The organism is Haliscomenobacter sp., from assembly GCF_041740695.1.
GTDB lineage: Bacteria > Bacteroidota > Bacteroidia > Chitinophagales > Saprospiraceae > Haliscomenobacter.
On sequence record NZ_JBGSLK010000043.1, the window covers coordinates 120,242 to 145,989 of the forward strand.

Genomic DNA, 25,748 nt, shown 5'->3' on the forward strand with positions numbered 1-25,748 from the left:
AATGCTCCACCCATTCCAACTTCTCCGCAACTCCATGCTTTGCCTGGGCTTCATTTTTCTGCTTTTACCAACCATGAATTCCAGCAAACTACGATTACCTGTCGCTACGGTAGAAGCAGACATCACTTTTTCCGCCCTTCAAAACTTAAAAGCACTGGACCAATCTGCACCGGGGTTCAAATACCAGGCAGGCTGCCAAGTCAGAGGTTTTAATTTGTTTCTGCTGCGCAAAAAACAGGATACGCTGGGCTCCAACAATCCTGGTGCACCAATAAACACGAGTACTCAACAGCTGATCAGTATGGCCAAAATAGGCGACCGCCTGATTTTTGACAACATCCGCCTGGATTGTGAAGGAGGTGGTGCTCAAGGAGTCAAATGGGGGTCTTTGGGCTTGACGGTGGTACCGGATTAGCCTTAGCCTTTCAGCACCTTCAACACCCACCTTTCCTGCTCCCAGCGGCATTCCAGCATATAAATCCCGGCGGGCAGGTTTGGCAAATCGCTGTACTCATTTTCCGTGCTCAAATCTCCCTGTTTTTGCCATACGCTGATGCCTTGCAGGTTGCGCAAGGTCAAGGTAACTTCCGATAGCGGTTGTGTCAAACGCAAGTGCAAGGATTCAGCAACTGGATTGGGGTAGATATGAATAGCGGGCGATCCACTTGTGATAGAAAAGGTCGGCGTGGGAGTAGCTTTCAAAAACCAACTCTGCGCTGTTGCATCTTTTTGAAAATAGTCAAACATCAACTTCCCAATTTTGTCTTCGCCCAGGCTGCTCAGGTGCAGGCCGTCCTCGCCCACATCGGTTCGGCAATCCAGTTTAAAGCCATCGCTGCGGGGCAAACTGGCATTGCTCCAGTGGTACGAACCCCAGGTGACGTGGGGGATGTTCGCTGCAGTCCCAGTGGTAATGTAGCCTGGCTTTTGTTGATCGGCATTCTCAATCAACCATTTGATCGCCCAACCGGAGTAGTAATCCCTTGGAAAAAGTAGCCCCTTCCCTACTCCACCCGGCACCGGAGTCGCGTAGCCCGAAAAAGTCCGCGCTGAAAAATAGACGAGTTTCAAGTTCGGGAATTTGTCGTGCAACACTTCCAGTAGCAGGCGGTAATCTTCCATCAGTTGCAAGGGAGCGCGAGGAAAGAGGGTGTCGCCCGTTTGGGTGTTGTCGGTTTCCACCCAGGCGAGTTGCACCTGCTTGTCGCTCAGGCCGCTGCTTTTAAGGGTATTTGTGGCGCTTTGCCAATAATTGTCAGTAGCATCGTTCATTTTTTGTACCCCTTGTCCACCAATGCAGGTATTGACGAGCACCAAATTGGGATTGATACCCGCAAAAGCCGTTGCTTTTTGTTTGAAGCGTTCAAATTCGGTACGGGGGTTGGAGGCACCTACTCCAATCATGACGATTTTTCCCTTGGCATCACTTTGCCCTTGGACATTCAAGGGTTTTACTTGGGCAATTTGCTGCTGGATCGTGCGGAGCTGGGCAGCAGGGCGTTCGTTGCGGCCATTGGCGTACAAGCCACCAAGGTAACCTCGGTAGTTTTGGCCTTGTAAATCGATGAGAGGCGTGTGGCTGGAAGGCTGGATGGAGCAGTCTTTTTGAGCCTGGAGGCTGAGGGAGAATAGGGCGATCAAGAGTGTAAGGATTTGGCGCATAGGTTTTTGTTTTGAGGGTTAATGGTATGGGTATAAGCCAGTTTTTGGGATTTTGTACCCATGATTCGATCTCCTCATTTCTGAGGATTTTTCCCCCCTCCCGTTTTGCGGTGATGTTTGGCGCAATGGATTGATCGAACTTTGATGCATCAAACAATCGAGTTCGTTCATCCATCAATACCATCACCATGAAAAAGCAAATTGCTGCGCGCTACCTCTGGATATGTACCCTCCTTCTTGGATTGGGGGCTTTAAGTTGTGAAATTATGCCCGATCCTGACCAGGACATCAGCGATTTGCTGGAACAAACACTAGCGGAAGACAATGCCGATCCTTCCATCATTCATAGTTGTGTGGAAAAAAACCTGGAAGGTGAAGACCACCTGCGTACTGCGGCGCTCCGCAATAAACTGTGGAACGTAGGGCAAGTGATCCGGGTAAAATTTATGGATAGCCTGAGCAGTCCCCTCCGCTTGCGCATCGAAAAAGCAGCGCGGGAGTGGGAATTGTACGCCAATGTACGCCTGCAATTTGTACGTAGGGGCAAAGCGGAAATCCGCATCGGGCTAAGTCCACGCGAAGGTTCCTGGTCGTACATGGGACGGGATGCCTTGTACCTGGATTCTTTGTCCAAAACGATGAATTTTGGCTGGTTTACCGATCGGACGCCTGATTATGAAATCCGGCGCACCACCCTCCACGAATTTGGACATGCCCTGGGTTTGATCCATGAGCACCAAAACCCGCTACAAAACATCCAGTGGGACCTGGAAAAGGTGTATACTTATTATGCCCAATCCCAGGGTTGGAATCGGCAGGATGTGGATCAAAACCTCTTCCGCAAATACAGCAGCACCCAGACCCAGTTCTGTCGTTACGATCCACTTTCGATCATGCATTATTCCGTACCCAAACAATTGACCTTGAATGGATTTGAGGTGCGCTGGAATTACCTGCTTTCAGTGGAAGACAAAAATTTCATCGGGCGAATGTATCCTTTTAAAGGGCCTCGACTGACTAGCTGTCCTTGATAAATGACGAGTTATTCGAATGACGAATGACGATAAGGGCCACTTCGGCTTCGCTCAGTGACCAGTGATCGTCATTCGTCATTCGAAAAATTCGACATTCGTTAAGGTTTTCTGAAGGAAACATTAAAATTATGTTTAAGTGGCATTCGGAAGTGCTAAAATGAATTCCCTCAAACGTTGTAGGGTCATATTCAATTTCAAAACCAAAAAACACTAAATAACAATGAGAACTTTGCAAGCAATAGTAGCTGTCCTGACGCTGGTGACTTTTTCAACTTACAACGCCCAAGCCCAAAAAAACAAAACCGTGATCAACCCTAAAGTAGGTGTAAACCTCTCCGCAGTGGATGGCAAATTAAATGATCTACAGGCAGCTGCCAAAGTAGGCTGGAACGCCGGGGTAGATTTTCGGGTTGGCGGCAAAAAATTATTCCTCAGTCCTGGTTTACATTTCAACAACTACACTGCTCGATTGGTCAACGACATCGATACCGATACCCAAGTTAAATTTAAGGAGGAAACGACCATCCAGGCCCTGAAAGCGCCCGTAAACATCGGCTTTGACATCACGGGCAAACAACAATTGCTCAACCTTTACTTGAAAGGTGGGGTAACGCCAACGATGATCCTAGCGGTGAGTGAAAAAGCAGGTATCCCCTTCAGCAAAGATGACCTCAAAACCTTTACCTGGGGTGCCAACGTGGGTTTGGGCATGGACGTCAGCATCCTGACTGTGGATTTGAACTACGAAATTGGCATGTCAGATTATTTTGCAAATACGACTGGTCGGAATAATGTGCTCACTTTGAGTGCGGGGATCCGGTTTTAAGAGTTGAAAGGTTGAAAAGTTGAAGTGTTGAAGAGAGGCTACCGCAGCGACTCAGACACGACCTTGTCAAAAACGCTGCGGTAGCCTTCTCTTCAACACTTCAACCTTTCAACTTCTACGATATATTTATCATGGCAATAATCAGTGTGCGAAAATGGGACCACCTGGCGGAGTGCGCCAGGTGGCTTTTTTGTTTTTAGTAAAACCGGTCTTCGTGCCAGTTCTGGGGGTTGTTGATGATGTAACGGGCGATGTTGTTGTAGGCCGTTTCGTGGCGGATGATGTGTTCCCAGTAATTGCGTTGCCAGAGTTTGCGATTGAATCGTTCCCATCCAAATTGTTTAACCCCACAAATATATTCATTGGTAGTCATCGTTTTGAACCAATCCATGGTGTCACCAATTGTGGCATTGAATTTTTGGTTTTGCATGCCGTATTCGGGGTGGGGATGTTCGTGTTCGTCCGGGACGGGGCGCCCACGTTCGTCCGGGACGGGGCGCCCACGTTCGTCCGGGGTGGGGCGCCCACGTTCGTCCGGGGTGGGGCGCCCACGTAGGGGCGCCCCTACGTGGGTGCCCTCGCGGGAATGCGCAACATCCAAATTTTCAATGATGCAATGAAAATGATTTGGCATCACCACCATTTCATGGCATTTTTTATCCGGGTATTTAATTGCCAATTCAGAATACCATTTTTCAATCATTATACCAGCATCATTCAAGAACATTTGCCCTTCATGAATTTCCCCAAATAGATGTTTTTTGTCTTGTACACAAATGGTAATAAAATACGCACCCGGCTGTGCGTAATCATACCCCTTTAGTCGAATCGATCGACGATCATGTTTTTTTGGATTAAAATGATATGCCATACCGCGAATGGTGAAAGGTGAAAAAATCGCGGTTGTGTAAAAACAATAGGTAAGGCATCCGGTAGGGGCGACCCTCCGTGGTCGCCCAAAATCAGGAACAAAAATAAAAAAAAATAGGATGCAGGCACAAAGCACCTGCATCCATTTTTTCAAAGCCGAAGGCTTTATATCAAAACCCAATTAATAGCAAGGGTTCTGCTTCAAGTTTTTGTTGGCGTCGATCTGCTGACGTGGGATTGGCCACAACTGCTTACAAGGTTGAGACGCTGGTTTCCACTGACGTGCTGCATCGTACTTGCCAAAACGGATCAAGTCCGAACGGCGCCATGCTTCGAAGAACATTTCGCGGCCACGCTCAGCCAAAAGGTTGTCGGCAGTCAATGAAGCAAATGCTGGTTGGCCTGCACGAGCACGAATTTGGTTAACCAAAGCCAATGCAGTTGCATCACCTGCGCTTTTGCGCCATAGGGCTTCAGCTTTCACCAGCAGGATATCCGCATAGCGGAAAATCTGAAAGTCAGTGCTCAAGCTCGTAGTAGAACCCTGTGGGAACTCAAACTTACCTACCCGTACACCCGCTTGACGCTGGCAGTTGGGGAAGTGAGCGTTGATCTCAGGGGTAAAAAATACGTTTGGTCCATCTGCGTCATCAGCAGAACCATCAGTACCAGGTGTTACACCATCCGCTTTGAACTGTTGGCCAGCCAAGAAGTTACCACGGATTTTTTGGTTGCCGGATACCCCTTTACGCTTATCGGCATCATCGTAAGAGTTATAGAACTCCGCCAATGAGCAGTAACCATTCCAAGGCTGCTCACGCAAGCTGAAGGTTTCCTGGCTCACGTAGTGCAAAGTCATTTGTGGCAGGTTGAATCCCTGTGCATTTACTTGATCGTAAGGAATCACAAAGATGCTTTCTTTGGAACCAGCGTTGTTGCTGTTGAAGTTGCTGAAATAATCGGCTTCTAGAGAGTAAGATCCAGAGTTGATGATTTCGTCAGCAGCAGCAAGTGCTTTGTCCCACTCGGGGCTACCTTTGTACACCTGAGCATTCAGGTACAACTTCGCCTGAATGGCTTTACCAGTGTAGTAGTTGATGCGAGCATATGTAGAAGTATTTACCGCTTTGCTCAAACTAGGTACACTTTCGTTTAATTCCTTTTCGATGAAGGCATACACCTCTGCACGAGTAGCATTGGTAGGTGCAAAACCTGCCTCCACGTCAAATCTGTCTACGATTGGAACGTTACCATAACTATCAACCAACCACAGGTACCACAGGGCACGCAAGGTTCTCAACTCAGATAGAAATGGAGTAGCCAAAGCTGGATCCACTGCACCTTTATTGATCAGGTCATTGAATTGGAAGATCAAACGGTTACAAGTGTTTACCCCACCAAACAAGAAGTTCCAAGCATTTCTGATTGGCTCATCCTGGGCATTGAACTCCGCCCGGTGTGCATTCAACCAAATACCTCCATCAAACCAGTCACCACCACGCTGAGGAATCATGATTTCGTCGGAAGATACTTCCTGCAAAGACATGTAGCTACCGTGGTTTTGAAACCCGTAAAGGTTGGTATAAGCTGCGCCCAACGCTGCGATAAATTCTTCATCGTTTTTGAAGAACTCGTCCGCTTTCACCTGATCATACAGCTTCTCTTCAAGATCTGAGCAGGATTGGTTGAACGCTATCACGAAAAGGCCCGCTAATAAAGCCTTAAACCAATATTTTTTCATGATTGCAATTGATTTTAATTGAATTGATGTGAGCGATTGTTGATCGCTCTTTAACACTGAATTAGAAACCTACTTTAACACCAAACGTCATAGTTCTCACCATGTAGTAGGTATTACGACGGTCGATACCAGGAGACAGGATGGCGTTGGCACCACCTTGCTCGCTGTCGGCCAAGCGCAATTCTGGATCAGAACCGCTATACTTGGTCAACACAAAGAGGTTTTGACCAGCCACGTATGCACGAATCTTATTGATGCTGCTGCCAGGCTTGAGGTTGAAATTATAACCCACTTCAGCATTGTCCAACTTCAAAAAAGATCCACTCTCTACTTGATAGCTAGAGAACTTTGCACCATCGGTCAAAGCGGTATTGTAAAAATCATCCGTCTTAACGCGATTCCAAGTCAAGGTGTTCAAGGTTTCGTAAAAAATCCGGTAGGAGTTGATCAAGTCATGGCCAAATACCCCGCGGAAGAACACATTCAGGTCAAATCTGCCCATGGTCAAACTGTTGCTCCAGCCCAATTCCATGTTTGGCATACCGTTACCGATTTTGGTTTCATCGTCACGCGTAATGGTGCCATCCCCGTTCAAATCTTTGAATCTCCAGGTACCATCGTCATTTACACCATCGTAAATTGGGCCCCAGAAGTCACCGATGTTCCCACCTTCCGCAGCACGAATCATTGGTGTGCCGTTCAAACCCGGAGAACCTACGTTGGCCAAGAACAATTCTTTACCAAAGGAGAAATCACCTTTAGACAAAGAGACCAGTTTATTGGACAAGTAGAAAGTTGGCGTCAAACCTAAGTTGTACGTGAAATTTTGCTTTTTGATCACATTGTAGTTCAGTGCAATTTCCAAACCAGTGTTCTGCATTTCACCCAGGTTTACCCAGGTAGTTGGGAAAAGGTTGGGTGGAACTGGAACTGCAACTTCAGCCAAAAGGTCACTAGTGACGCGGTTGAAGAAGTCGATCGAACCATTCAAACGGTAGTTCATGAACGAGAAGTCCATACCGATGTTGAGCTCAGCTTGACGCTCCCACTTTAAATCTGGGTTGGCATTCGATACCGGACCATAACTGGGTACAAACGAACCGTTGTAGAAGAAACGACCCGCAGGGCCAAAACGCTGCAAAGACAAGAAGCTGGAACCTGGCAAGTTACCCGCAATACCCCAGCTCACACGCAATTTCAAGGCATCCGCGAAGTCAAGCCCCATCGCTTTTACGAGGTCAGCACTCAAACCAAAAGAAGGGAAAATCGCAAATTTGTTGCCTTCTCCAAAACGAGAGCTACCTTCGCGACGTACGGTCGCAGTGAAGTTGTAGGTATCATTGTAACCCAGGCTCAAACGTGAAAATGTTGCTACGTTTTCGTAACCGCTGCGGTAAGAACCTGCAGAACTTTCACCAAGTGAGTAGGACAAAGCGTTGCCCAGGTTGTTGTAGGTGAATACGTCCGTCAAATAGTTGAACGCACTAGACCCAGAACCTTGGAAATCGTTACTGGTGTAGTCATAACCAGCCAAAATACGGAAATCAAGTTTGCCAAATTCTTTGGCATAGGTAGCTGTAAAAGTAGCTTGCTGAGTAGATTGTTGGCCATAATTGCGAGAAGCCACCCCTTTGCGGTCAGCACCCTGACCAAACAAAGATTGACGGCTGATGTACTGACCGGTAAACTGGTTGTCGCGTTGGCGAGAATAAAAACCAGAGATGGTCAAATTTTTAGTCAAGTCATAATCAGCCTGGAAACTGCCCAGAAAATTGTTCAGTTCACCTTCATTGGTGTTCTGCTCAAGGATCGCTACCGGGTTGAAGTAGTCAAACAACAATTCCTGGTAATAGCCACCATAACGGGCATTAGACGCATCGTCAGATCTGATGGGTGCGGTTGGGTTAAACAACAAAGCATAGCGTGCAGCGTCGTTGAAGCCAAAGTTAGCCTTGGTATTGGTGATCGATAGCGTGCCATTCAGGCGCAGACGGTCGTTCAGCGCTCTTTGCGTGAAAGAGAAACGACCATTCAATGATTCCCGACCCGTGGTAATGAGCACACCATCGTTGTCGCGATAGTTGAAAGATACGCGGTAGTTGCCATCCCGTGTACCGCCGCCCATGGACAAGTTGTGGGTTTGACCTATTGCATTTTGAGAAATCGCATCCACCCAGTCAGTGCTGGCACCACGGTCAGCGTAAGTACTTTTTACACTGGCAGGAATGTTTAAAGATGGAATTTCGCGCCATTCATCGGCAGTCATAACGGGCAGTGAACGCATTCTGCTTCCAGAACTCACAAAACCGCTGTAGTCTACCGAGAATTTACCAGCTTGACCTTTTTTGGTCGTCACCAGCAGTACACCTGCTGCACCACGTGCACCATAGATCGCTGCTGCAGAGGCATCTTTCAACACAGTAATGTTTTCGATGTCGTTGGGGTCAACGTTGTCCAAAGACCCACCGATGATCCCATCGATTACGATCAATGGAGAGCTGTTGGCACCCAGGGTAGACAAACCCCGTAAACGAATGGTAAAGCCTTCGTTGGGGTTACCACCCGGACGTGCAATCGACAGACCCGCAACCTTACCTTGCAGCAATTGTGCCGCGCTGGTTACGTTACCGCCGTTGAAATCTTTAGCTTTTACACTCACGATTGCACTGGTTACTTCACGAGCTTTCGCTGTACCATAACCGGTTACCACCACTTCGTCCAGCAATTGGCCAGCAGCAAGGGTAATGTCCAAGGTACTTGCACTACCAAGGGCAACTCTTTGGGTAGTATAACCTGTGTAAGAGATTTCCAGTTCGGTTGCACCTGCTGGAACCTCCAAGGTATAAGACCCATCGAAATCGGTAACTGTACCTGTGCTGGTACCTACTACGAGGATGTTGGCACCGATGAGCGCTTCGCCGTTGCTTTTGTCGGTAATTTTACCGGAAAGCGAACGCTGGGCGAAAGCGAAGTTGCACAAAAGAACTGCAACTGCCGCGAGAAGCCACCTCGAGCAATAGCCGACTTTAAGTTTCATACATTATTAGTGTTTTGTTAAAAAAATTGTGCTTACATCAAAAATTGCTTTCCTTTCAAAAAGCGTGTGTATAGGAAACCCACTTCACAGTAGGGATTCTTTCACTGCAAATGATTTTGAACCATTATCTCTTTTCGTATTTTAACTGCGCTTATTTGCTGGGATAGGTTTTCCCCAAACTTGGTGTGTGCATTACACTAATTGAACGGGCGTAAAAGTCTAAAATAAGTATGAAATAACCAAGAATAGGTAAAAAGATTTTCGGGATATTTTGTTTTACCAAATTATATTGTGAATCGAAAAGAGCGTTCCAAGGTTCCAAAGTTCCAGGGTTCCAAGGTTGGTTCCAAAGTGCTAAGGTTGGGAGCCAGCCGTGGAACTTGGAAATCTGGAACTTTGGAACCTCGGAACATGGAACCTCTTTTAAAACCTGACTGTATGAAACCTATTGCCATTGTTGTTTTTGCTCTGCTGTACTTTGGATGTTTCGTCAATGTTAAAGCCCAAGGAAACGACTTGACTTTTCTCAATGGTGAAACCCATGTAGACATTCCTTTTGACTATGAAAACAATTTCATCATCATCAAACTGATGTTTAACGACATCTTCCCGCTTAAATTTATTTTTGATACGGGTGCGGAAAATACAATTTTAACCAAGCGCGAGATCACGGATTTGTTTCAAATCGATTATCAAAAACGTTTTACCATTTACGGCTCCGATTTGAGCCAAACCCTCTACGCCTACCTAGTCAGGGGCATCTCTTTTCGCATTGGCGACATGCGGGCCAGCCAACGCTCTATCTTAGTGCTGGAAGAGGACTATTTCCGGTTCGACGAATTTTCGGGGATTGACATTCACGGCATTTTAGGCGCTGATTTTTTTCGACGCTTTATTGTCAAAATCAATTATTACAAACAAATCATCACCCTTTACGACCCGGCTGTTTTTCAGTTGCCCAAAGGGCATTTCACAGAATTCCCACTGGAAATGCACCGTAGCAAACCTTATTTACTCGCTCCAGTCAGGTTGGGCAATGACACCACAGTCCAAACCAAATTATTGATGGACACGGGGGCCAGCATTGCCTTGTTGCTCTATACGGATACCCACGACGGGCTTAAAATACCCGAAAAAGTGATCCGCAGCGTTTTAGGGCGAGGCCTGGGTGGCGTCATCTACGGTTACTTGGGTCGGGTCAAAAGTTTGAAATTTTCTGAGCATATGTTCAATGAGGTACTCACCAATTTTCAGGAAATCCCTGTGGTTGAAGACAGTACTTACATGAACAAGCGCAATGGCATCATTGGAAACCAATTGCTGGATCGTTTCACGCTCATTATCGATTACATCCACAATCGTGTGTTTGTACAGCCTAACCCCTACTTCAAGAAAAAATTTGAATTTGACCGCAGTGGGCTGTTTATTACTGCCTCCGGTGCGGCGCTTTCCAAATTTATTGTTTTCGACATCGTGCCTCTTAGTCCGGCAGACAAGGCTGGTATCGTTTCCGGTGATGAAATCAAATCCGTCAATGGTGTGCCTACCTCTTTTTTCAAACTCCAGGATTTGATGTATAAATTCAGGGGAAAAGTGGGAAAAAAGATCAACATGATCATCCTGCGCAACGGAGAGCGGATTAAAAAGGAGATGAAATTGGAAGACCTTATTTAGTTTAGCTTTTTATTTTGCAATGTCATACAAAGCTTTATCTTTGCACCCAATTTCTTAAAAAGCAATAAAATTCATTCATCATGTTTGCAATCGTAACGATAGCTGGTCAACAATTCAAAGTTGAGGAAGGGCAGGAGCTCTTCGTCCACCAGCTCGACGCAAATGCAGGCGACGGAGTTTCTTTCGATCAGGTTCAATTGATTGAAAACAACGGCGCTGTGCAAATTGGCAAGCCTTTCGTTGGCAGTGCCTCGGTCAGTGCAACGGTAATCGGCCACCAGAAAGGTGATAAAGTGGTCGTGTTCAAAAAGAAAAGACGCAAAGGCTACCGTGTTAAAAACGGTCACCGCCAGTCTTTCACCAAAATCAAAATTGACAGCATCGCTGGTTAAACCAAACTAAAAGAAATTAGTCATGGCACATAAAAAAGGCGTCGGTAGTTCCGACAACGGCCGGGACAGTAAGAGTAAGCGCCTCGGCGTAAAATTGTTCGGCGGCCAGTATGCTAAGGCAGGAAACATCCTCGTTCGTCAGCGTGGCACCAAATTCCACCCCGGCGAAAATGTATACATGGGCAAAGATTTTACCCTGCATGCACAAATTACGGGCACAGTGGCATTTTCCAGGTCTAAGCAAGACCGTACCTACGTTAGCATCCTTCCTCTGGAAACAGCAATCGCAGCTCCTGCTAAAGTAGTAGCTGCTCCTGTAACTGTAGTGGAGGTCCCTGTTGAACCAGTTGTTGAAGAAACAGTTGCAGAAGTAGCTGAAAAGCCAGCAAAATCTGCAAAATCTGCTTCCATTACCCTGCCTAGCGGCAAAAAGGTGAAGCAGGATGATCTGAAACTGGTTGAAGGCATCGGTCCAAAAATCGAAGAGTTGATGCACGCTGCAGGAATTACTACCTGGGCGGAATTGGCAGCTGCTCCCATCGAAAAACTGGAAGAAATTCTGGATGAGGCTGGTCCTCGTTTCCGCATTCATGATCCAGCTACCTGGGGCAAACAAGCCGCAATGGCTGATGCTGGCCAGTGGGCGGAACTGGAAACCTATCAGGACGAACTGAAAGGTGGCCGGGAAGAGTAGTCTTAATCTTCCCCAGAAGCTGGTTGAGTGGATGCTGCGAAAGCGAAAAGGAGGCAATTTCAAGCCAAATGAGGCATGAAAAGCGGAGTTTAGCAGCGCTAAATGAGTATTTTCAGAACGATATTTGACTTGAAATTGCCCCTTTGTAGCTCACAGCATCCACTCAATCAGCTTCTAATACAAGTTTAGTTTTCATAGCTTTATATTTTGGGCCCTGCTTCTTCTTTCTAGGAGCAGGGCTTTTTCTGCGTCGGAGACACAGAATCCCACGGCTAAAGCCATGGGTTGAGTATCTGGGTGGCCTCCCATGGATAAATCCATGGGTTGGCGGAATATCAATGAAAGGCACGTATGGGCAGCCCTATGTGGCTGCCCGTACACACTCACACCCTTTTGTCCATTTCGAGTTGAAGGGATTGAACGAAGCGCAGGCCAGCGGCGGGATTGGTGGCCAGCGGAACATTGTGCACATCACACAAGCGCATCAGCATACTTACATCCACTTCGTGGGGATGTTTGCCCAGGGGATCGCGAAAGAAGATGATCATGTCAACTTTTCCTTCTACCATGCGGCTGGCAATTTGGGCGTCGCCACCGAGAGGGCCGCTGAGCATCCGTTCAATTTCCAAGCCAGCTTTTTCTAAATAGGATCCGGTGGTACCCGTAGCGATGAGGTGAATATCGTGTTCCTTAAAAAAATCGATGTGGTCGCGAACAAAACCTACCATATCTACTTTTTTGCTATCGTGTGCGATCAGTGCAATGGTCATTTTTTACTATTTTTGGGGCTAAAATAGATTAAGTAATCCGCGGCATAAACTTTTTGCCCTCTTAAATTGTAAGAAATACCAGAAAACTTGTCTGGTATGTTTGGTTTGCACAAACAATGACACTTATACGCCACGATGGCATAATATACACTACAAAGGGTGTATAACTACATTATTTAGAAATAAACGGATGAATATAACGTTTGCAAACCACAACTTTGTTTTACCATCTTTATTACATAAATCAAACGTAACTATGAAAAAGTTCTGCTCGATTGTTGCAGCCCTTTCCATGGCCCTAGCATTTGCTATGCCACTGAGTGCCCAAATTCAAACACCCGCAGCCAGTCCAACTGCTGAGGTAAAAACCAAAGTTGGTCTTACCGATGTAACTTTGTTGTACTCTCGTCCAAGTATCAAAGGCCGGATTATTTTTGGTACCGACAAAAATGCCGTTGTCCCATTTGGAACCATGTGGAGAACTGGTGCAAACTCTGCCACCAAGATCTCTTTTGGCGATGATGTAACCATTGGCGGAACCGCCGTAAAAAAAGGCGATTATGCCATCTTCTCTACTCCTGGTGCCAGCGAGTGGAAGGTCATGCTTTTTACCTATGACACCCCCAATTCGGGTGGTTATGGCGACAAAACTGCCGTTGCAACCTGGACCTTGAAGCCACAAAAAGTAGCTGAAAAAGTAGAAACCTTCACCATCGACATCAATGACCAAACGATGGACAAGGCAAGCATCAACATCATCTGGGAAAACACCAAGGTAAGCATGCCCCTGAGTGTAGACGTAGATGGTAAGGTAAAAGCCAGTATCGATCGCACACTGGCTGGTGCTTCTGCCAACGATTATTACACCGCTGGTGCCTACTACCACGATACCAAAAAAGACCTGAACAAGGCTTTGGAGTGGGTTCAAAAAGCCAATGCACTGTCTCCACAGTTCTGGACCTTGCGCAAAGAGTCTTTGATCCTGGCTGATCTGGGGCGCAAAAAAGAAGCCATCGATGTGGCCATGAAATCTCTGGCTGAAGCCAAAAAAGCCGACAACCAGGATTATGTACGCATGAATGAAACTTCGATTGCGGAGTGGAAGAAGTAAGAGAGTGAAAAGTGAAAAGTGAAAAGTGAAAAGCATGTACACCATTTGCGTTTCATTCCTTTACACTTTCTCTTTACATAAAAATTGGAATAAAGGACAGTGAAAGACATACTGTGTATACACTTTTCACTTTTCACTTTTCACTTTTCGCTTAAAAACGTACCCCAGCTCCCCTCTCACCTTCCCATTGCTCACCACCTTGTACCGAGGCGTATCGTCTGGCAAAAAAGTGGGTGGGTCGAAACCTTCGGCAATCGCCTGGGTGATATAATAATCCGCTTTGCGCGGGTGGTCGTCAGCGCATACGTTGTACAACTTGCCCCAGGCCGCCTGCTGAATCAGCGCTTCAATTACTCCAATACAATCATCGAGGTGTACTAAATTGACCGGGGCATTGCCTTCGGGCACATCGCGTTTGCTCGCAAAAAAGCGACCCGCTTTGCGGTCTCCACCCACCAGACCGGACATGCGCAGGATCGTAGAGCTTTCGTGGGGGTAATTGTTTTTTACAATTTTTTCAGCCTGAATCAAGGCTCGGGCAGAGGCTGTATCGGGTTTCAACTTCGATTCTTCATTCACCTCCGCATTCACATCTCCATAAACGCTGGTGGAACCAACGAACAAAATTTTTGCAACTCCACGCTGCTGGGCCAATTCCACAATCGCCTGAATTTGGGCAGGATACCAAAGTTCTACATCGGGCCGCCGCCGCGAAGGAGGAATATTGAGAATTATCAAATCTGTGTCAAAAAATGCCAGGTCGCTCACTTCTACCTGACCTCGATCTACTTGCAACAAATAAGGATTTAGCCCTTCGGCTTGCAACAAATGGAGCTTTTCTGGGGTGGTGGTGGAGGTTTTTACCGCATAACCTAAGTTTTGCAAGTGTTTGGCCAATGGCCAGCCCAACCAACCTGCCCCCAAAACTGATATCTTTTCTACTGGATTTGAAGCCATGACAAATATTTGATTTGACAATTCAATTCAAAATTCTTAACTTAGAAATCTCAAACTACCCCGATTCAAATCGTGGGCATCAGTCAACAACACAAAATGAAACGCTTATGCATCCAAAGCAACCCTACAAGCCCATAAGTTGCGACTTTTACGATGAACTGGAGGCATACGCCACGCAACAAAAAATTGTAGTGGTAGAATTTGAAACGCCCGAGGGCAACATGCGCCAGTGCGAGGTACGCATCGTCAACCTCGAAACCCGCAACAAAGAGGAATTTGTCACCCTGGACAATGGCCTGGAAATCCGCCTGGACTACATACATGACGTCAATGGTCGGCTCATGCCCGATCACTGCTGACGTTCAAAACAACCTGGATCAGGCTTTTGCGCATTGCGCGTCGCATTTTCAATGTCGGTGGTAATGGCGCGTGGAGTCGTGATGGGCTTGCCGTAGTCGAGTGCAATTGACAAACTATCCAGTCGATAATCATCTTTGTTCGGATCTTTAAAGACCTTATCTCCAGACTTGCCATTGATACATGGATCACATATTTCGCCCAAAAAGTTGACAAATTGACCACGGGTGATTAAGTCTTGAACCTTTACGACACAATTTTCAAATTTCACGTTGAATATCCCTGCCGTCTGGCCCTGGGAGGCGTCGCTTAATTCCATCTCGTCACGGTCGGAGCCGTAAATGACGCAGTTGCGGAAATTGGCGTTGAGGCGGTACACATTGGCCACACTACAATCGTCTTTGTAGCAGCGGAAATTGTTCATGCCTAAAGCAGATGCTCGAATGCCATAGCTCACCATCGTGCAATAGGTAAAGTTGTAATCGCCGCCGTGGCGCAAGGTCACGGAAGTCACCTGGTTGTTGTAGAAGAGGCAGTTTTCGGCGGTCACGGTGCTGTGAATGGCCAACAGTCCACTTCCCGCTGTATTGTAAAAACGGGAATTGCGGATGGTCAACTGTGCCGAAGAGTCCACGTATACCCCGATATTGGAGTTTTTGATGGTGGCGTATTCAATCACATTGCCCCGGCTGCCACGCCCGATGAAGATGCCATTCCACTGCCCGGCATCATCCTGAAAGGATTCTTCGAGGCGGTCGCCCTGGATGATCACGGGTTTTTCTTTGCTGCCTTTGACATTCAAGCGGCCATTGCGCAGTACGTAAATGAGGCCGTCGTTGTAAATGTCGAACAAGTCGTTTTTCGCCACCCCCCCATGCACGTAAATGCGCGTACCCTCGGGAATGTTCAGCGTACAACTGTCGATAAAAATGGCCCCGTAAAATACGTAGGGTTTGGGATCGTTAAACGTAATTTCGGAATTGCGGCAAGACAAAACCACCGGCTGCCCACCATTAAAACGGCTGGGGAAATAATTGGCATTTTGCCCCCAGGCTTCCAGGGTTACTTCTTGCATATTGCCGTTGGTTTCAAAAACCACTTTTTCATCCACGATAAAGGGGCTCACCGACAGGGGGTCGTTGGGATCAATGGTCACCGTGGCAAAGAGGTAAATGCTGTCGTTGGCATAAATTTCCACGTCCTGAAACTCGCGCCCGGGAATGCCATCCACGTTCAAAGTAAACTTCGATTTGTCGCGGTTGAGCAAAAATATTTTGGAGACCCGGATGGGCTGATCGTTGTTGTTGATGATTTTAATGTAGCGCACCGCCGATCCACGCCGGGTAAAAACCGTATCAAAACGCAGGGTATCCGTGGAAAAAGCCAGCTTAGCGTTGGCATCGGTGGTAAAGCTTTCGTCGTCGTTGCAGGAACCAAGGGCTATGGCAAGGCTGAAGAGGATAAAAACGTAGAAGTATAAACGCGTCATGCGGACTTTTTTTGGGTATTGAACGGCAAAGGTAAGGAAAAAGTGTGGTTGGGGCAGCGCTATGTGGGGGCGCTTTGCATGGAGAAATGAGATCGGATTATGGCTGATGCCATATTAAATTTGAATCAGGGGGAAGATTGAGACAATCAAAGATTCGGTGGATGTTTCCCTGCCGTCCTCAAAATTTGCCTTAGATTGATCAAGCCTGTTCGGGTTAAGTTTTAATCGATTAATGGTTGCTCTACCTATTGCACTCAGGCCAATGAGTTGGGTATAATCTTCATTCCACTTGAAATGCCCTGCCCAAACGTCTTTGCGAGGGTGAAATAAATTGACAATTTCTTCTGAGACCAGATCGATAGCAGTAGTTGCGGTAAATTTATGGTAATTGCATCCTAGACAAGACCATGCTAAATTATCAAATTCATCTTTACCTCCCTTGGAACTGGGGATAATGTGTTCTGCCGAAAAAGGGTCGTGAGAAATCATTTCTTGGGCAAAGCAATATTCACAACAATGCATTGCTCTTTTACGAACTTCATTTCTCAATGAATCCGTCATGCCACTTTTCGCTTAATCCCCAATTCAATCACTACATCTTCAAGCGCTTGATCACGTAGCTTGGCCAATTCTATAACGTACTTAATTCTTTCTGCATGAGCTATTTCAATGAGTTCGTTCAATTGCAACAATTTTTCATGCTCTCCAGATGTAATTTCTCCAGATTGAAATAGATCTCCAAGTCGATAATATTCTTCCAAATCATGGGGATCAACATTTAACTGAACTCGACTTAAGAGCTCTACTTCTGTCCATTTTTTGGGCTGCGAATTAGGATTTTCAATGTTGATTTCAGTTAGCAACTGTGAAATATAATTTTCAAGCGAGACCCCCTGCCCCTCAGCACGTTTACGAAGGGATTGTTCAACCATTACTGGTAATTCGATTGTTAAATACATTTTCAAGATTTTATCCTTAGCATAAAGCTCCTTCATTTTCGTTGAAAAAGCAAACATTTGATCAACAAAGACTACAACCCATACACCGCCAAAATTGTCAAATCAGGAAATAGGGAAACCAGTCCTTATCCACCCAACAACCCCGCCCCTTTTTCCAACACTCTCCGTTCCTGCTCTTGCCGGATGCTTTCCAGCGACGCTTCCTCGGTCTCTTCCAACATTCGTATGGCCACATTCCAGACCTCCTGTCTCCAACTGGTGATGAGTTGTGAAAGCAGCCATTCATCCATCCGTCCCAATAGCTGATCAATGATGGCCATAAATGGGGAAGCCGGTTCCACCACAGTATCCTGCACCGCGTCTATGGTACTACTGATGATGGCATTGACGGTTTCATGGTCGTTTTGGCGGGAGCGGCGCTGGGCATCGTCCAGGGTGCCCCAGTCCTTGCACAAACAATCGTATAAGGATAGTGGCAAGTCGTAATTGATGTGGGCATTGACTCCCAGCAGTAGGTTTTGCAACACGTGTAGCTCGTGATGTTGGGCCGCCTCATGTGCTTGCTTCCAGACCCTTGAGGTATGCTCAGCCCGTTGTTCGTAGGCCTCCAGAGCCACAAAATAATACTCCGCAAAACGTTGCATGAGGGTGCTTACCCAAACCGGGTCTTCAAATTGTCCTTCCCGAATGGCCACAACCATATTGGTACTCATCATGCTGTAACAACGCAGAAAGATGTAACGCCGATCAGCGGATTTTTCCCAGGTATCGGCTTGCTGGATCATTTTTTGAAGGAGAGTGTCTAGGTGTTGCATGGGTCAGAATATGTGTATGAAGCGAGGGCAATACAATATTACAAATTTAATGCCATTTCTACCGATGCCTCAACCCCATCAACAACGAAAACGCCTTATCCAAATCCCGATTCGACAACACAATCGTATACTCATTCGAAGTAGAAATCATCTCCACCAGATTGATCCCATTGAGCGCCAATTCTTTGAGGATATAGTAGTACACTCCGTAAATCGCCTGGTTGCCTTCGGGGAGCATCAAACTAATCGAGCAGAGGTCTTTTTCTTTGACCAGCATTTTTTCGCTGTGAAAAATCTCCTCCAGTTTTTCGCCCATACTTTCCGAAATGACGATGGTGGTTTCCGATACCCCCTGGGAAAAAGAGTAAAAAACTTTGGCTGCTTCGCTGATGGCATTGAGCAGTTCCACTTGTTTGGTCAACAGGGTCTCGGAGTTGAGGAAGGTGTAATCCAAGAGGCCGGAGCGCACGCTGATGTCGGTCATTTTCCGAAAAAAAAGGCGCAGATTTTTGTCCAAATGCAACAAATCGCCCAAGGGCATGCGGTTGATGGCCATAACTATGGCACTGCTATTGACTTCTTTACCCGCCGCTTTTTCCACGTCCGGCTGAATTTTTCGAGCCAAGGACGATACATTGACCAACCCATCCGCCAATGCCTCCAGCATAAAAGGGGAGCTGCTGATGATTTGGTTGACGTGTTCAGAAATTTTTATCACTTTGTTTAAATTTTAACGAAAATATATTTTTCTGTACAATTGTAGGCTAAAAATTCCAGTTTTTATTTTCGCCACCTACATTTGTTTCATCAATCAAAGATGGCTCGTTAACAACCATCCATTGATTATTCACAGTATCAAGTAAACAATCATGCAAGTTCTAAAATTTGGTGGCACATCGGTAGGGAATCCAGAAAGGATGCGTCGGGTAGGAGAATTGATCGACGATGGGTTGCCAAAAATTGTCGTACTGTCGGCGGTGTCTGGCACGACCAATAAGTTGGTGGAATTGAGTGAACTCATTCGCAAACAGCAGATTGAGGTCGCTTCTATCAAATTGGCCGCCTTGCGTGAAGAATACCGGGTATTTGTGAATGAGCTCCTGCCTGTTGAACCCTTTCAGGAGAGAGGTCATGCTGTAGTGAGGGGTATTTTTGATGGAATGGAGCAATTGTTGTGGGTCAATCGTTTTGAAGCCAGCCATGAAAAATGGATTTTGGCTCAAGGCGAAGTGATTTCCACCAACCTGTTTCAAATATACATGGAGCTGATTGAACGGCCTTCTGTGCTCTTGTCCGCACTGGATTTTATGCGCATCGACGAGCATGAAGAACCGGATATGGAATGGATCCAAAAGCGTTTGGAGCTCCTGTTATCGCAACAGCACCCGCTGGCCACCTATTTCATCACTCAAGGCTACATTTGCCGCAATGCTGCCGATGAAGTAGACAACCTGCAACGCGGCGGTAGTGATTACAGTGCAACGTTGATCGGTGCAGCAATCCGGGCAGAAGAAATTCAAATCTGGACCGACATTGATGGCATCCACAACAACGATCCACGCATCGTAGAAAACACTTGGCCGATCCGGCAGGTATCGTATCGGGAGGCTGCTGAGCTGGCCTACTTTGGGGCCAAAATTTTGCACCCCACCTGTGTCATTCCAGCAGAAGACCGTCAAGTGCCGATTGTGCTCAAAAACACTTTTGAGCCAAAGTCGCCGGGAACTTTAATTTCAAATGCATCCTCGAATCGAACCATCACCGCCATTGCAGCAAAAGATGACATCACCGCCATCAAAATTCAAAGTGGGCGGATGCTGCATGCTTACGGCTTTTTGCGCCGGGTTTTCGAAGTATTCGAGCAATACCGGACGCCGATTGACATGATTACTACCTCCGAAGTATCGGTTTCTTTGACCATCGATTCTGACAAACACTTGCCTGAGATCATTCGCTCGCTGGAGCTCTTTGGAGACGTGAGTGTGGACAAGAATCAGTCAATCATCTGTATCGTGGGGGATGCATTGAGTGCACATACCGAAGTAACCAAACATATTTTTTCGGCACTGGAAAGTATTCCGCTGCGTATGGTTTCTTATGGTGGGAGTAGCAACAACATCTCGATTCTCGTGAGTCGGGATGCCAAAAACGCTGCCCTGCGCAGCTTGCACAAAGACTTATTTCAAAACACAAATACTACGCTGTCAGTAAATTTTTAGGCTAAGAAACGCATTCAGTGATTTTTTTCTGGTTAGGGCATACTGAATGCATAATCAAACCCGCTCGAAAGGTTAATGAACCTTTCAGCGGGTTTTTTTTAAATATTGTAAATCAATTCAATATGGAAGCTTGAAAAAAAATTCCAAAAAAAATTTAACAAACCTGTGACCTAATTCCTATCTCTCGTCTTAAGATAAAATTTGCAAAACGAACTAAACCCTTTACCTTTGTGCTTTGAACCTTAATATTCCATCCCAATCATTTAATGTGTACACCAACCGGTGAATCACAAAATTGCGTAACGTTTATAAGACCTTTTTTCCGATGCTTACACCGGACTTTGTCCGTACGTATAAAAATTGTTTATAGGGGGAACTTATTACATTTTGGGGGCAGGGCGTTCATCGCCTTGCCTCTTTTTATTTCAACACTTTTGTAATCGCCACATGTAACTTCCCACAATCGCAAAAACTATTTACCTTTGCGCATCTTTTTTCAAAATGTATCTACCAAACCAAACAATGGCACATAAGAAAATTCAGTCGGCCCTTATTTCTGTGTACTATAAGGATGGACTAGAACCAATTATTCGTGAATTGCACCAGCATGGCGTAACGCTCTATTCAACTGGCGGAACTCAACAATTCATTGAGGAGTTGGGAATTCCCGTTATTCCAGTTGAAGAGCTAACCTCCTATCCTTCTATTTTGGATGGGCGGGTAAAAACCCTGCACCCCAAAATTTTTGGCGGCATTCTGGCCCGGCGGGAGGAAAAACACCAGGCCCAGTTGGCGCAATACGAGATCCCTGAAATTGACCTGGTGATTGTCGACCTCTATCCTTTTGAGGAAACCGTAGCCAGCACCAACGATGAAAAAACCATCATCGAAAAGATTGACATCGGGGGCATTTCCTTGATTCGGGCTGCGGCCAAAAACTACCAGGATGTAGCCATTGTAGCTTCACGCAATGATTATCCCTTTTTCCTGGAGCTGATTCAAACCAAACAAGGCACCACTGAGCTGGAAGACCGCAAGGAGCTGGCTCGTCGCGGCTTTTTGGTGTCCAGCCACTACGATACCGCCATTTTTAATTACTTCAACCGGGGTGTACAAGAACCCTTGTTCAAACATAGCCTGATTCAACACGAAACCCTTCGCTATGGGGAGAACCCACACCAAAAAGCGGTATTCCATGGTGATCTGGAGCAGCTATTTGAAAAACTGGGTGGCAAGGCCATTTCTTTCAACAACATGGTCGACATTGACGCCGCCGTTGGTTTGATGCGGGAGTTTTTGGACGATGAACCCACTTTTGCTATCCTCAAACACACCAACGCTTGTGGTGTGGCCACCCGTCCTACGGTACTGGAAGCCTGGCAGGCTGCACTCCAGGCGGATAATGTATCCGCTTTTGGGGGAATTTTGATTTCCAATACAAAAATTGACTTGGCTACGGCTCAAGCAGTAGACGAAATATTTTACGAGGTCTTGTTGGCACCCGATTTTGATGCCGCAGCAGCGGAGCTTTTGATAAAAAAGAAAAACCGCATTTTACTCAAAATCAAACACTTTGATGTACAAGTGCGCAATTTCCGTAGCTTGCTCAATGGAGTGATCGAGCAAGACACCGACCTGGCCATCGAAACGGAGAGCGATTTTAAGGTGGTGTCCAAAAAAGCACCAACTACGCCAGAGATCAAAGACATGATTTTTGCCAATAAGTGCGTCAAACACCTCAAGTCAAATGCGATTGCCCTGGCCAAAAATGCCCAATTGATTGGCATGGGTTGTGGGCAAACCTCGCGGGTGGATTCCATGCGCCACGCCATTGAAAAAGCCAATCGTTTTGGTTTGGACATCAATGGTGCGGTGATGGCTTCGGATGCATTTTTCCCTTTCTCCGATAGTGTACAGTTGGCCCACGAAGCCGGAGTAACGGCGGTGGTACAACCAGGAGGATCTATCCGTGATCAGGACAGCGTGGAGTATGCGGATGCGCACGGGCTGGCGATGGTGATGACGGGGGTACGGCATTTCAAACATTAATTCGTACGGGCAACCCTACGTGGTTGCCCTAATCATATGACCCTACGTGGTTGCCCTAATCATAGGCGACCACGAAGGGTCGCCCCTACGGGAAAATGAATTTAACGATCGACATTGGCAATTCCCGCACCAAACTCGCTCTCTTTGAGGGGGACGCATTGGTATTGCGCCAACTCTGGGTGGAATGGACGATCGAGGATTTATTACAGCTGGTAACCAACCATAAGGTGCAGAATGTGATCTTATGTTCGGTAGGTCGGCGATTGGAATTAGTTGAATTAACGCGCTTGGAAAGCCAATGCCGCCTCGTGCAACTGGAAGCCGACACTCCACTACCCATCCGCAATGCGTACAAAACCCCACAAACGTTGGGTAAAGATCGCCTTGCCGCAGTAGTAGGTGCTTCTGCCCTTTTTCCAGGCGAGAATTGCCTGGTGGTGGATGCAGGAAGTTGTATTACTTACGAGTTTCTGAGTGCAGCCGGGGTTTACCTGGGAGGGAATATTGCTCCTGGTATAAAAATGCGGCTGCGGGCCATGCATGAATTTACTGCACGGCTTCCAGAAGTGGAGTTGAATAAAATGGAAGAATGGATTGGAGATTCCACCCCAAATGCCATGAACAATGGCGCACTATTGGGTACGGCACTGGAAATTGAAGGTTATAGTCAAAAATGGGCGACGGCAGAAGGCAGCAGCAAAACCATACTCACTGGAGGAGATGCCGCCCTACTGCAACAAACCCTGAGCATCAGCGCGATACACGAACCCGATTTAGTATTCATTGGACTGAACAAAATATTGAAACATAATGTCGAGTAGTTGGACGATAAAAACGGCGCTAAGTGTTGCCGTACTGGTACTGTGGATGCCCTGGGTGGCCTCGGCACAAACGACCACCGCACAAATTTTACCCAAGCAAAATTCGCCCTATTCTCGCTTTGGCTTGGGTGATTTGTTTTCGCCAGCATTAGTCTCACAAACTGGGATGGCTGGCATGGGGATTGCCATACGCGATGGATCGCATACCAATTGGTTGAATCCAGCTGCATTGAGCTCACTGGAAGTTGCCGCTTTTGAATTGGGAGTCTCAGCCAAATACTCCGCCCTGTCGGATGGAGATCAAAAAGATGCGGCATATAGTGGGAACTTGCGCCAGCTTTCTCTGGCATTCCCGCTGAACAACTCTATCAACCGGGCGCAAGAACGCAAAAAGCGCAATTTCAACTGGGGCATGGGTTTTCACCTGGCGCCCTACTCCGAAGTTGGGTACAATATCCAAAACATAGAAATTCAGGGCGAAACCCTTGATCGGATTACTACGGACCTGAAGGGCTCGGGCGGAACCTATAAATTGGGATTTGGCAATGGTGTACGCATTGGTAATTTATCACTTGGTGCCGAATTACAGGCTCTTTTTGGCAAAGTAGCCAATAGTCGAAGTGTTACCCTGGACAGTGTAGCACTGGCCTACTCCACCGACTTACAGGACGACATCAGCTACCGCAGTACAATTTTTAAATTGGGTGCTCAATACGTCATCAACTTGGATAAACCCAATGAACAGGGAACTCAGGAAATTGGGGATCGTTCATTGATCCTTGGTTTCACCTACACCCCAAATAGCAACCTTAAGTCGGTGAGCAGCCGTTTGTACCGTCGTTTGTCACCTTCCACTATAACGGCGGATACCATTACCTACGAAGCGGATATTGAACGCGGCGGGACTTTACCCGGTGAAATGGGCTTCGGATTGACCTATGAATCTTTGGGTAAATTGCGGATCAGCGCCGAGTATCTACAAACCCGCTGGAGTGAGTACCAAAATGAGGCCAAATCAGAACCACTTTCCAACGCTCGGCGTGTGGCTTTTGGCCTTGAATTCATTCCAGATGTACAGTCGTACAACAACAACTGGGGTCGCTCCAGATACCGTTTGGGAGTTTTTCATGCCCAGGACGCTCGCAGCAACAATGGCCAACAATTGACCAATTTAGGTGTAACACTGGGCGTAGGTATTCCCATCATTTTGCCTCGCCAGACCCTTTCTTTTGTCAATTTGGCACTTGAAGCAGGCCGTTTTGGGGCAGCCGATGGGCTGAAAGAAAATTACGTGCAGTTCCACTTTGGCTTTACGCTGAATGACAGCAGCTGGTTCTTTAAGCGGAAGTTCAATTAACGAAGAAGCGATGGGTTTCCCTGGACCGGTCACCGAGCGGAGTCGAAGTGCCGATCCAGGGAAACCCATCGCTTCTTCGTTAATTACAAAGTTTTAAACAGCCCCCTTACCTCATCCACCAATTCGTGGAAATCCCGTCGCCCCATCACGTTTTCTTGCCAGGCCAAACCACGTTCGATCAGGTTATAGGTATACTTGATGCGCGAACCCGGGATAAGTTCACCCTTCTCGTCGCGATCCCGGCCCATTACCCACAATGTATCTGCAATAGACGCGGTAGATTCAATGTCGTGCGACACCACTATGATGGTATTGTGTTCGTGTAAAGCGGCGATGCTGCGCAGCAATTCGCATACTTTTTCAATCATGATGACGTCCAAACCACTAAATGGCTCATCGAGCAAGAGGAAGTGATCGGAGCAAAGCAATTGCTGCGCGATGGCTACCCTTTGACGTTGCCCGCCAGAAAGTTCAGCGGGAAATTTATTGGCGTGGCCCTGCAAGCCAAAATGGGCCAACATTTCTTCACATTTGGTTTTTTGTTCATTGGCAGGCATACCTTTCCGGGCAGCAGCCACCATCAAGTTGCCCATCACCGTGCGGTGACTGAAGAGCGGATAACTTTGTTGGACTACCCCTACCCTGCCCACTTTTACCGGAGTGAGTGGTTCGCCCAATAATACCTGACCAGTATCCGGTTTCAACAGGCCGGCCAGGATTTCAAAAAATTTGGTTTTGCCAATCCCCGAAGGGCCCAAAAATCCTACGATTTGTCCCTGGCTCAGCCCTGGCCGTACCACATCGCGGATGTCGACGTTGACATCGCGCAGAATCTGGTTTCCGCCTAGGTTAAGCGAAACATTTTCAACCTTAAGAATGGTATTTTTAAACTCGTGTGTCAGTGTCATATTAAA

Annotated in this window: 23 protein-coding genes and 1 pseudogene; 12 read left to right on the forward strand and 12 right to left on the reverse strand. The window is 46.8% G+C overall.

The genetic code is table 11. The annotated features are described in order from the left end of the window. Position 1: 1 nt before the first annotated feature. Positions 2–415, forward strand: coding sequence for a hypothetical protein (locus ACEW9O_RS09395; protein ID WP_373549897.1), 414 nt, complete (start codon positions 2–4; stop codon positions 413–415). Positions 416–417: 2 nt separating this feature from the next. Here the strand turns inward: ACEW9O_RS09395 and ACEW9O_RS09400 are convergent, their stop codons facing one another. Continuing rightward, on the reverse strand, positions 418–1,662 hold the full coding sequence (locus ACEW9O_RS09400) for a T9SS type A sorting domain-containing protein (RefSeq protein ID WP_373549898.1): 1,245 nt from the start codon (positions 1,660–1,662) through the stop codon (positions 418–420). Positions 1,663–1,850: 188 nt separating this feature from the next. Between ACEW9O_RS09400 and ACEW9O_RS09405 the strand changes: the two genes are divergently transcribed. Further along, on the forward strand, positions 1,851–2,693 hold the full coding sequence (locus ACEW9O_RS09405) for a M12 family metallopeptidase (RefSeq protein ID WP_373549899.1): 843 nt from the start codon (positions 1,851–1,853) through the stop codon (positions 2,691–2,693). 223 nt (positions 2,694–2,916) lie between these two features. Then, a complete protein-coding gene (locus ACEW9O_RS09410; protein ID WP_373549900.1) occupies positions 2,917–3,522 on the forward strand; it encodes an outer membrane beta-barrel protein in 606 nt (201 codons plus the stop codon). Between the two features lie 196 nt (positions 3,523–3,718). Here ACEW9O_RS09410 and ACEW9O_RS09415 read toward each other — a convergent pair whose 3' ends face one another. The 3 genes from ACEW9O_RS09415 to ACEW9O_RS09425 all read right to left on the reverse strand — a co-directional run bounded on the left by ACEW9O_RS09415 (position 3,719) and on the right by ACEW9O_RS09425 (position 9,170). Beyond that, positions 3,719–4,393 (reverse strand): transposase, encoded by a 675-nt coding sequence (locus tag ACEW9O_RS09415; protein WP_373549901.1) that lies wholly within the window; start codon positions 4,391–4,393, stop codon positions 3,719–3,721. Positions 4,394–4,573: 180 nt separating this feature from the next. Beyond that, positions 4,574–6,133, reverse strand: a complete 1,560-nt coding sequence (locus ACEW9O_RS09420) for a RagB/SusD family nutrient uptake outer membrane protein (protein ID WP_373549902.1) — start codon at positions 6,131–6,133, stop codon at positions 4,574–4,576. A gap of 61 nt (positions 6,134–6,194) precedes the next feature. Beyond that, positions 6,195–9,170, reverse strand: coding sequence for a SusC/RagA family TonB-linked outer membrane protein (locus ACEW9O_RS09425; protein ID WP_373549903.1), 2,976 nt, complete (start codon positions 9,168–9,170; stop codon positions 6,195–6,197). Between the two features lie 438 nt (positions 9,171–9,608). On the opposite strand from ACEW9O_RS09425, the gene ACEW9O_RS09430 reads away from it, so the two are divergent. The 3 genes and pseudogenes from ACEW9O_RS09430 to rpmA all read left to right on the forward strand — a co-directional run. Continuing rightward, positions 9,609–10,844, forward strand: coding sequence for an aspartyl protease family protein (locus ACEW9O_RS09430; RefSeq protein ID WP_373549904.1), 1,236 nt, complete (start codon positions 9,609–9,611; stop codon positions 10,842–10,844). A gap of 80 nt (positions 10,845–10,924) precedes the next feature. After that, the gene (rplU, locus tag ACEW9O_RS09435; RefSeq protein ID WP_373549905.1) at positions 10,925–11,236 is read left to right on the forward strand and encodes a 50S ribosomal protein L21; all 312 of its coding nucleotides are present in this window, start codon (positions 10,925–10,927) and stop codon (positions 11,234–11,236) included. A gap of 22 nt (positions 11,237–11,258) precedes the next feature. Then, positions 11,259–11,525 (forward strand): annotated as a pseudogene (rpmA, locus tag ACEW9O_RS09440) (50S ribosomal protein L27); the annotation flags it as partial. Positions 11,526–12,313: 788 nt separating this feature from the next. Here rpmA and ACEW9O_RS09445 read toward each other — a convergent pair. Beyond that, positions 12,314–12,700 (reverse strand): methylglyoxal synthase, encoded by a 387-nt coding sequence (locus ACEW9O_RS09445; protein WP_373549906.1) that lies wholly within the window; start codon positions 12,698–12,700, stop codon positions 12,314–12,316. Positions 12,701–12,956: 256 nt separating this feature from the next. On the opposite strand from ACEW9O_RS09445, the gene ACEW9O_RS09450 reads away from it, so the two are divergent. Beyond that, positions 12,957–13,811: a DUF2911 domain-containing protein gene (locus ACEW9O_RS09450; RefSeq protein ID WP_373549907.1), complete on the forward strand. Its 855-nt coding sequence runs from the start codon at positions 12,957–12,959 to the stop codon at positions 13,809–13,811. A gap of 126 nt (positions 13,812–13,937) precedes the next feature. Here ACEW9O_RS09450 and ACEW9O_RS09455 read toward each other — a convergent pair whose 3' ends face one another. After that, positions 13,938–14,768, reverse strand: coding sequence for an SDR family oxidoreductase (locus ACEW9O_RS09455; protein WP_373549908.1), 831 nt, complete (start codon positions 14,766–14,768; stop codon positions 13,938–13,940). 107 nt (positions 14,769–14,875) lie between these two features. Between ACEW9O_RS09455 and ACEW9O_RS09460 the strand changes: the two genes are divergently transcribed. Next, positions 14,876–15,127: a hypothetical protein gene (locus ACEW9O_RS09460; protein ID WP_373549909.1), complete on the forward strand. Its 252-nt coding sequence runs from the start codon at positions 14,876–14,878 to the stop codon at positions 15,125–15,127. Here the strand turns inward: ACEW9O_RS09460 and ACEW9O_RS09465 are convergent. From ACEW9O_RS09465 to ACEW9O_RS09485, 5 genes are all read right to left on the reverse strand, one after another. After that, on the reverse strand, positions 15,118–16,614 hold the full coding sequence (locus ACEW9O_RS09465) for a right-handed parallel beta-helix repeat-containing protein (protein ID WP_373549910.1): 1,497 nt from the start codon (positions 16,612–16,614) through the stop codon (positions 15,118–15,120). The genes ACEW9O_RS09460 and ACEW9O_RS09465 overlap by 10 nt on opposite strands. Positions 16,615–16,728: 114 nt before the next feature. Then, positions 16,729–17,175 (reverse strand): HNH endonuclease, encoded by a 447-nt coding sequence (locus tag ACEW9O_RS09470; RefSeq protein WP_373549911.1) that lies wholly within the window; start codon positions 17,173–17,175, stop codon positions 16,729–16,731. Continuing rightward, a complete protein-coding gene (locus ACEW9O_RS09475) occupies positions 17,172–17,609 on the reverse strand; it encodes a hypothetical protein (RefSeq protein WP_373549912.1) in 438 nt (145 codons plus the stop codon). Before ACEW9O_RS09475 ends, ACEW9O_RS09470 begins: the two co-directional genes overlap by 4 nt. Positions 17,610–17,698: 89 nt before the next feature. Continuing rightward, positions 17,699–18,388, reverse strand: coding sequence for a DUF5995 family protein (locus tag ACEW9O_RS09480; protein WP_373549913.1), 690 nt, complete (start codon positions 18,386–18,388; stop codon positions 17,699–17,701). A 58-nt stretch (positions 18,389–18,446) separates the two neighbouring features. Continuing rightward, positions 18,447–19,106 carry an aspartate kinase gene (locus ACEW9O_RS09485; protein WP_373549914.1) on the reverse strand — a complete coding sequence of 220 codons (660 nt, stop codon included), beginning with the start codon at positions 19,104–19,106 and terminating at the stop codon, positions 18,447–18,449. A 151-nt stretch (positions 19,107–19,257) separates the two neighbouring features. On the opposite strand from ACEW9O_RS09485, the gene ACEW9O_RS09490 reads away from it, so the two are divergent. The 4 genes from ACEW9O_RS09490 (at position 19,258) to ACEW9O_RS09505 (ending at position 24,834) form a co-directional block, all read left to right on the forward strand. Then, entirely contained in the window at positions 19,258–20,607 is a 1,350-nt protein-coding gene (locus ACEW9O_RS09490; protein ID WP_373549915.1) for an aspartate kinase, read from the forward strand. A 522-nt stretch (positions 20,608–21,129) separates the two neighbouring features. After that, positions 21,130–22,656, forward strand: a complete 1,527-nt coding sequence (gene purH, locus ACEW9O_RS09495; protein ID WP_373549916.1) for a bifunctional phosphoribosylaminoimidazolecarboxamide formyltransferase/IMP cyclohydrolase — start codon at positions 21,130–21,132, stop codon at positions 22,654–22,656. A 95-nt stretch (positions 22,657–22,751) separates the two neighbouring features. Then, entirely contained in the window at positions 22,752–23,477 is a 726-nt protein-coding gene (locus ACEW9O_RS09500) for a type III pantothenate kinase (RefSeq protein WP_373549917.1), read from the forward strand. After that, positions 23,467–24,834 carry a hypothetical protein gene (locus ACEW9O_RS09505; RefSeq protein ID WP_373549918.1) on the forward strand — a complete coding sequence of 456 codons (1,368 nt, stop codon included), beginning with the start codon at positions 23,467–23,469 and terminating at the stop codon, positions 24,832–24,834. The genes ACEW9O_RS09500 and ACEW9O_RS09505 overlap by 11 nt, the downstream gene beginning before the upstream one ends. Positions 24,835–24,917: 83 nt before the next feature. Here ACEW9O_RS09505 and ACEW9O_RS09510 read toward each other — a convergent pair whose 3' ends face one another. Beyond that, positions 24,918–25,742 carry an ABC transporter ATP-binding protein gene (locus ACEW9O_RS09510; protein ID WP_373549919.1) on the reverse strand — a complete coding sequence of 275 codons (825 nt, stop codon included), beginning with the start codon at positions 25,740–25,742 and terminating at the stop codon, positions 24,918–24,920. Between the last annotated feature and the right edge of the window lie 6 nt (positions 25,743–25,748).

What these genes read in the sequence shown, in the direction of transcription:
- ACEW9O_RS09510 (WP_373549919.1), bottom strand. Translation starts at nt 25,742, where the DNA reads ATGACACTGACACACGAGTTTAAAAATACCATTCTTAAGGTTGAAAAT.
- ACEW9O_RS09475 (WP_373549912.1), bottom strand. Translation starts at nt 17,609, where the DNA reads ATGAAGGAGCTTTATGCTAAGGATAAAATCTTGAAAATGTATTTAACA.
- ACEW9O_RS09480 (WP_373549913.1), bottom strand. Translation starts at nt 18,388, where the DNA reads ATGCAACACCTAGACACTCTCCTTCAAAAAATGATCCAGCAAGCCGAT.
- ACEW9O_RS09455 (WP_373549908.1), bottom strand. Translation starts at nt 14,768, where the DNA reads ATGGCTTCAAATCCAGTAGAAAAGATATCAGTTTTGGGGGCAGGTTGG.
- ACEW9O_RS09465 (WP_373549910.1), bottom strand. Translation starts at nt 16,614, where the DNA reads ATGACGCGTTTATACTTCTACGTTTTTATCCTCTTCAGCCTTGCCATA.
- ACEW9O_RS09445 (WP_373549906.1), bottom strand. Translation starts at nt 12,700, where the DNA reads ATGACCATTGCACTGATCGCACACGATAGCAAAAAAGTAGATATGGTA.
- ACEW9O_RS09470 (WP_373549911.1), bottom strand. Translation starts at nt 17,175, where the DNA reads ATGACGGATTCATTGAGAAATGAAGTTCGTAAAAGAGCAATGCATTGT.
- ACEW9O_RS09430 (WP_373549904.1), top strand. Translation starts at nt 9,609, where the DNA reads ATGAAACCTATTGCCATTGTTGTTTTTGCTCTGCTGTACTTTGGATGT.
- ACEW9O_RS09410 (WP_373549900.1), top strand. Translation starts at nt 2,917, where the DNA reads ATGAGAACTTTGCAAGCAATAGTAGCTGTCCTGACGCTGGTGACTTTT.
- ACEW9O_RS09450 (WP_373549907.1), top strand. Translation starts at nt 12,957, where the DNA reads ATGAAAAAGTTCTGCTCGATTGTTGCAGCCCTTTCCATGGCCCTAGCA.
- ACEW9O_RS09505 (WP_373549918.1), top strand. Translation starts at nt 23,467, where the DNA reads ATGTCGAGTAGTTGGACGATAAAAACGGCGCTAAGTGTTGCCGTACTG.
- ACEW9O_RS09425 (WP_373549903.1), bottom strand. Translation starts at nt 9,170, where the DNA reads ATGAAACTTAAAGTCGGCTATTGCTCGAGGTGGCTTCTCGCGGCAGTT.
- ACEW9O_RS09460 (WP_373549909.1), top strand. Translation starts at nt 14,876, where the DNA reads ATGCATCCAAAGCAACCCTACAAGCCCATAAGTTGCGACTTTTACGAT.
- ACEW9O_RS09490 (WP_373549915.1), top strand. Translation starts at nt 19,258, where the DNA reads ATGCAAGTTCTAAAATTTGGTGGCACATCGGTAGGGAATCCAGAAAGG.
- ACEW9O_RS09395 (WP_373549897.1), top strand. Translation starts at nt 2, where the DNA reads ATGCTCCACCCATTCCAACTTCTCCGCAACTCCATGCTTTGCCTGGGC.
- purH (WP_373549916.1), top strand. Translation starts at nt 21,130, where the DNA reads ATGGCACATAAGAAAATTCAGTCGGCCCTTATTTCTGTGTACTATAAG.
- ACEW9O_RS09500 (WP_373549917.1), top strand. Translation starts at nt 22,752, where the DNA reads ATGAATTTAACGATCGACATTGGCAATTCCCGCACCAAACTCGCTCTC.
- ACEW9O_RS09400 (WP_373549898.1), bottom strand. Translation starts at nt 1,662, where the DNA reads ATGCGCCAAATCCTTACACTCTTGATCGCCCTATTCTCCCTCAGCCTC.
- rplU (WP_373549905.1), top strand. Translation starts at nt 10,925, where the DNA reads ATGTTTGCAATCGTAACGATAGCTGGTCAACAATTCAAAGTTGAGGAA.
- ACEW9O_RS09405 (WP_373549899.1), top strand. Translation starts at nt 1,851, where the DNA reads ATGAAAAAGCAAATTGCTGCGCGCTACCTCTGGATATGTACCCTCCTT.
- ACEW9O_RS09415 (WP_373549901.1), bottom strand. Translation starts at nt 4,393, where the DNA reads ATGGCATATCATTTTAATCCAAAAAAACATGATCGTCGATCGATTCGA.
- ACEW9O_RS09420 (WP_373549902.1), bottom strand. Translation starts at nt 6,133, where the DNA reads ATGAAAAAATATTGGTTTAAGGCTTTATTAGCGGGCCTTTTCGTGATA.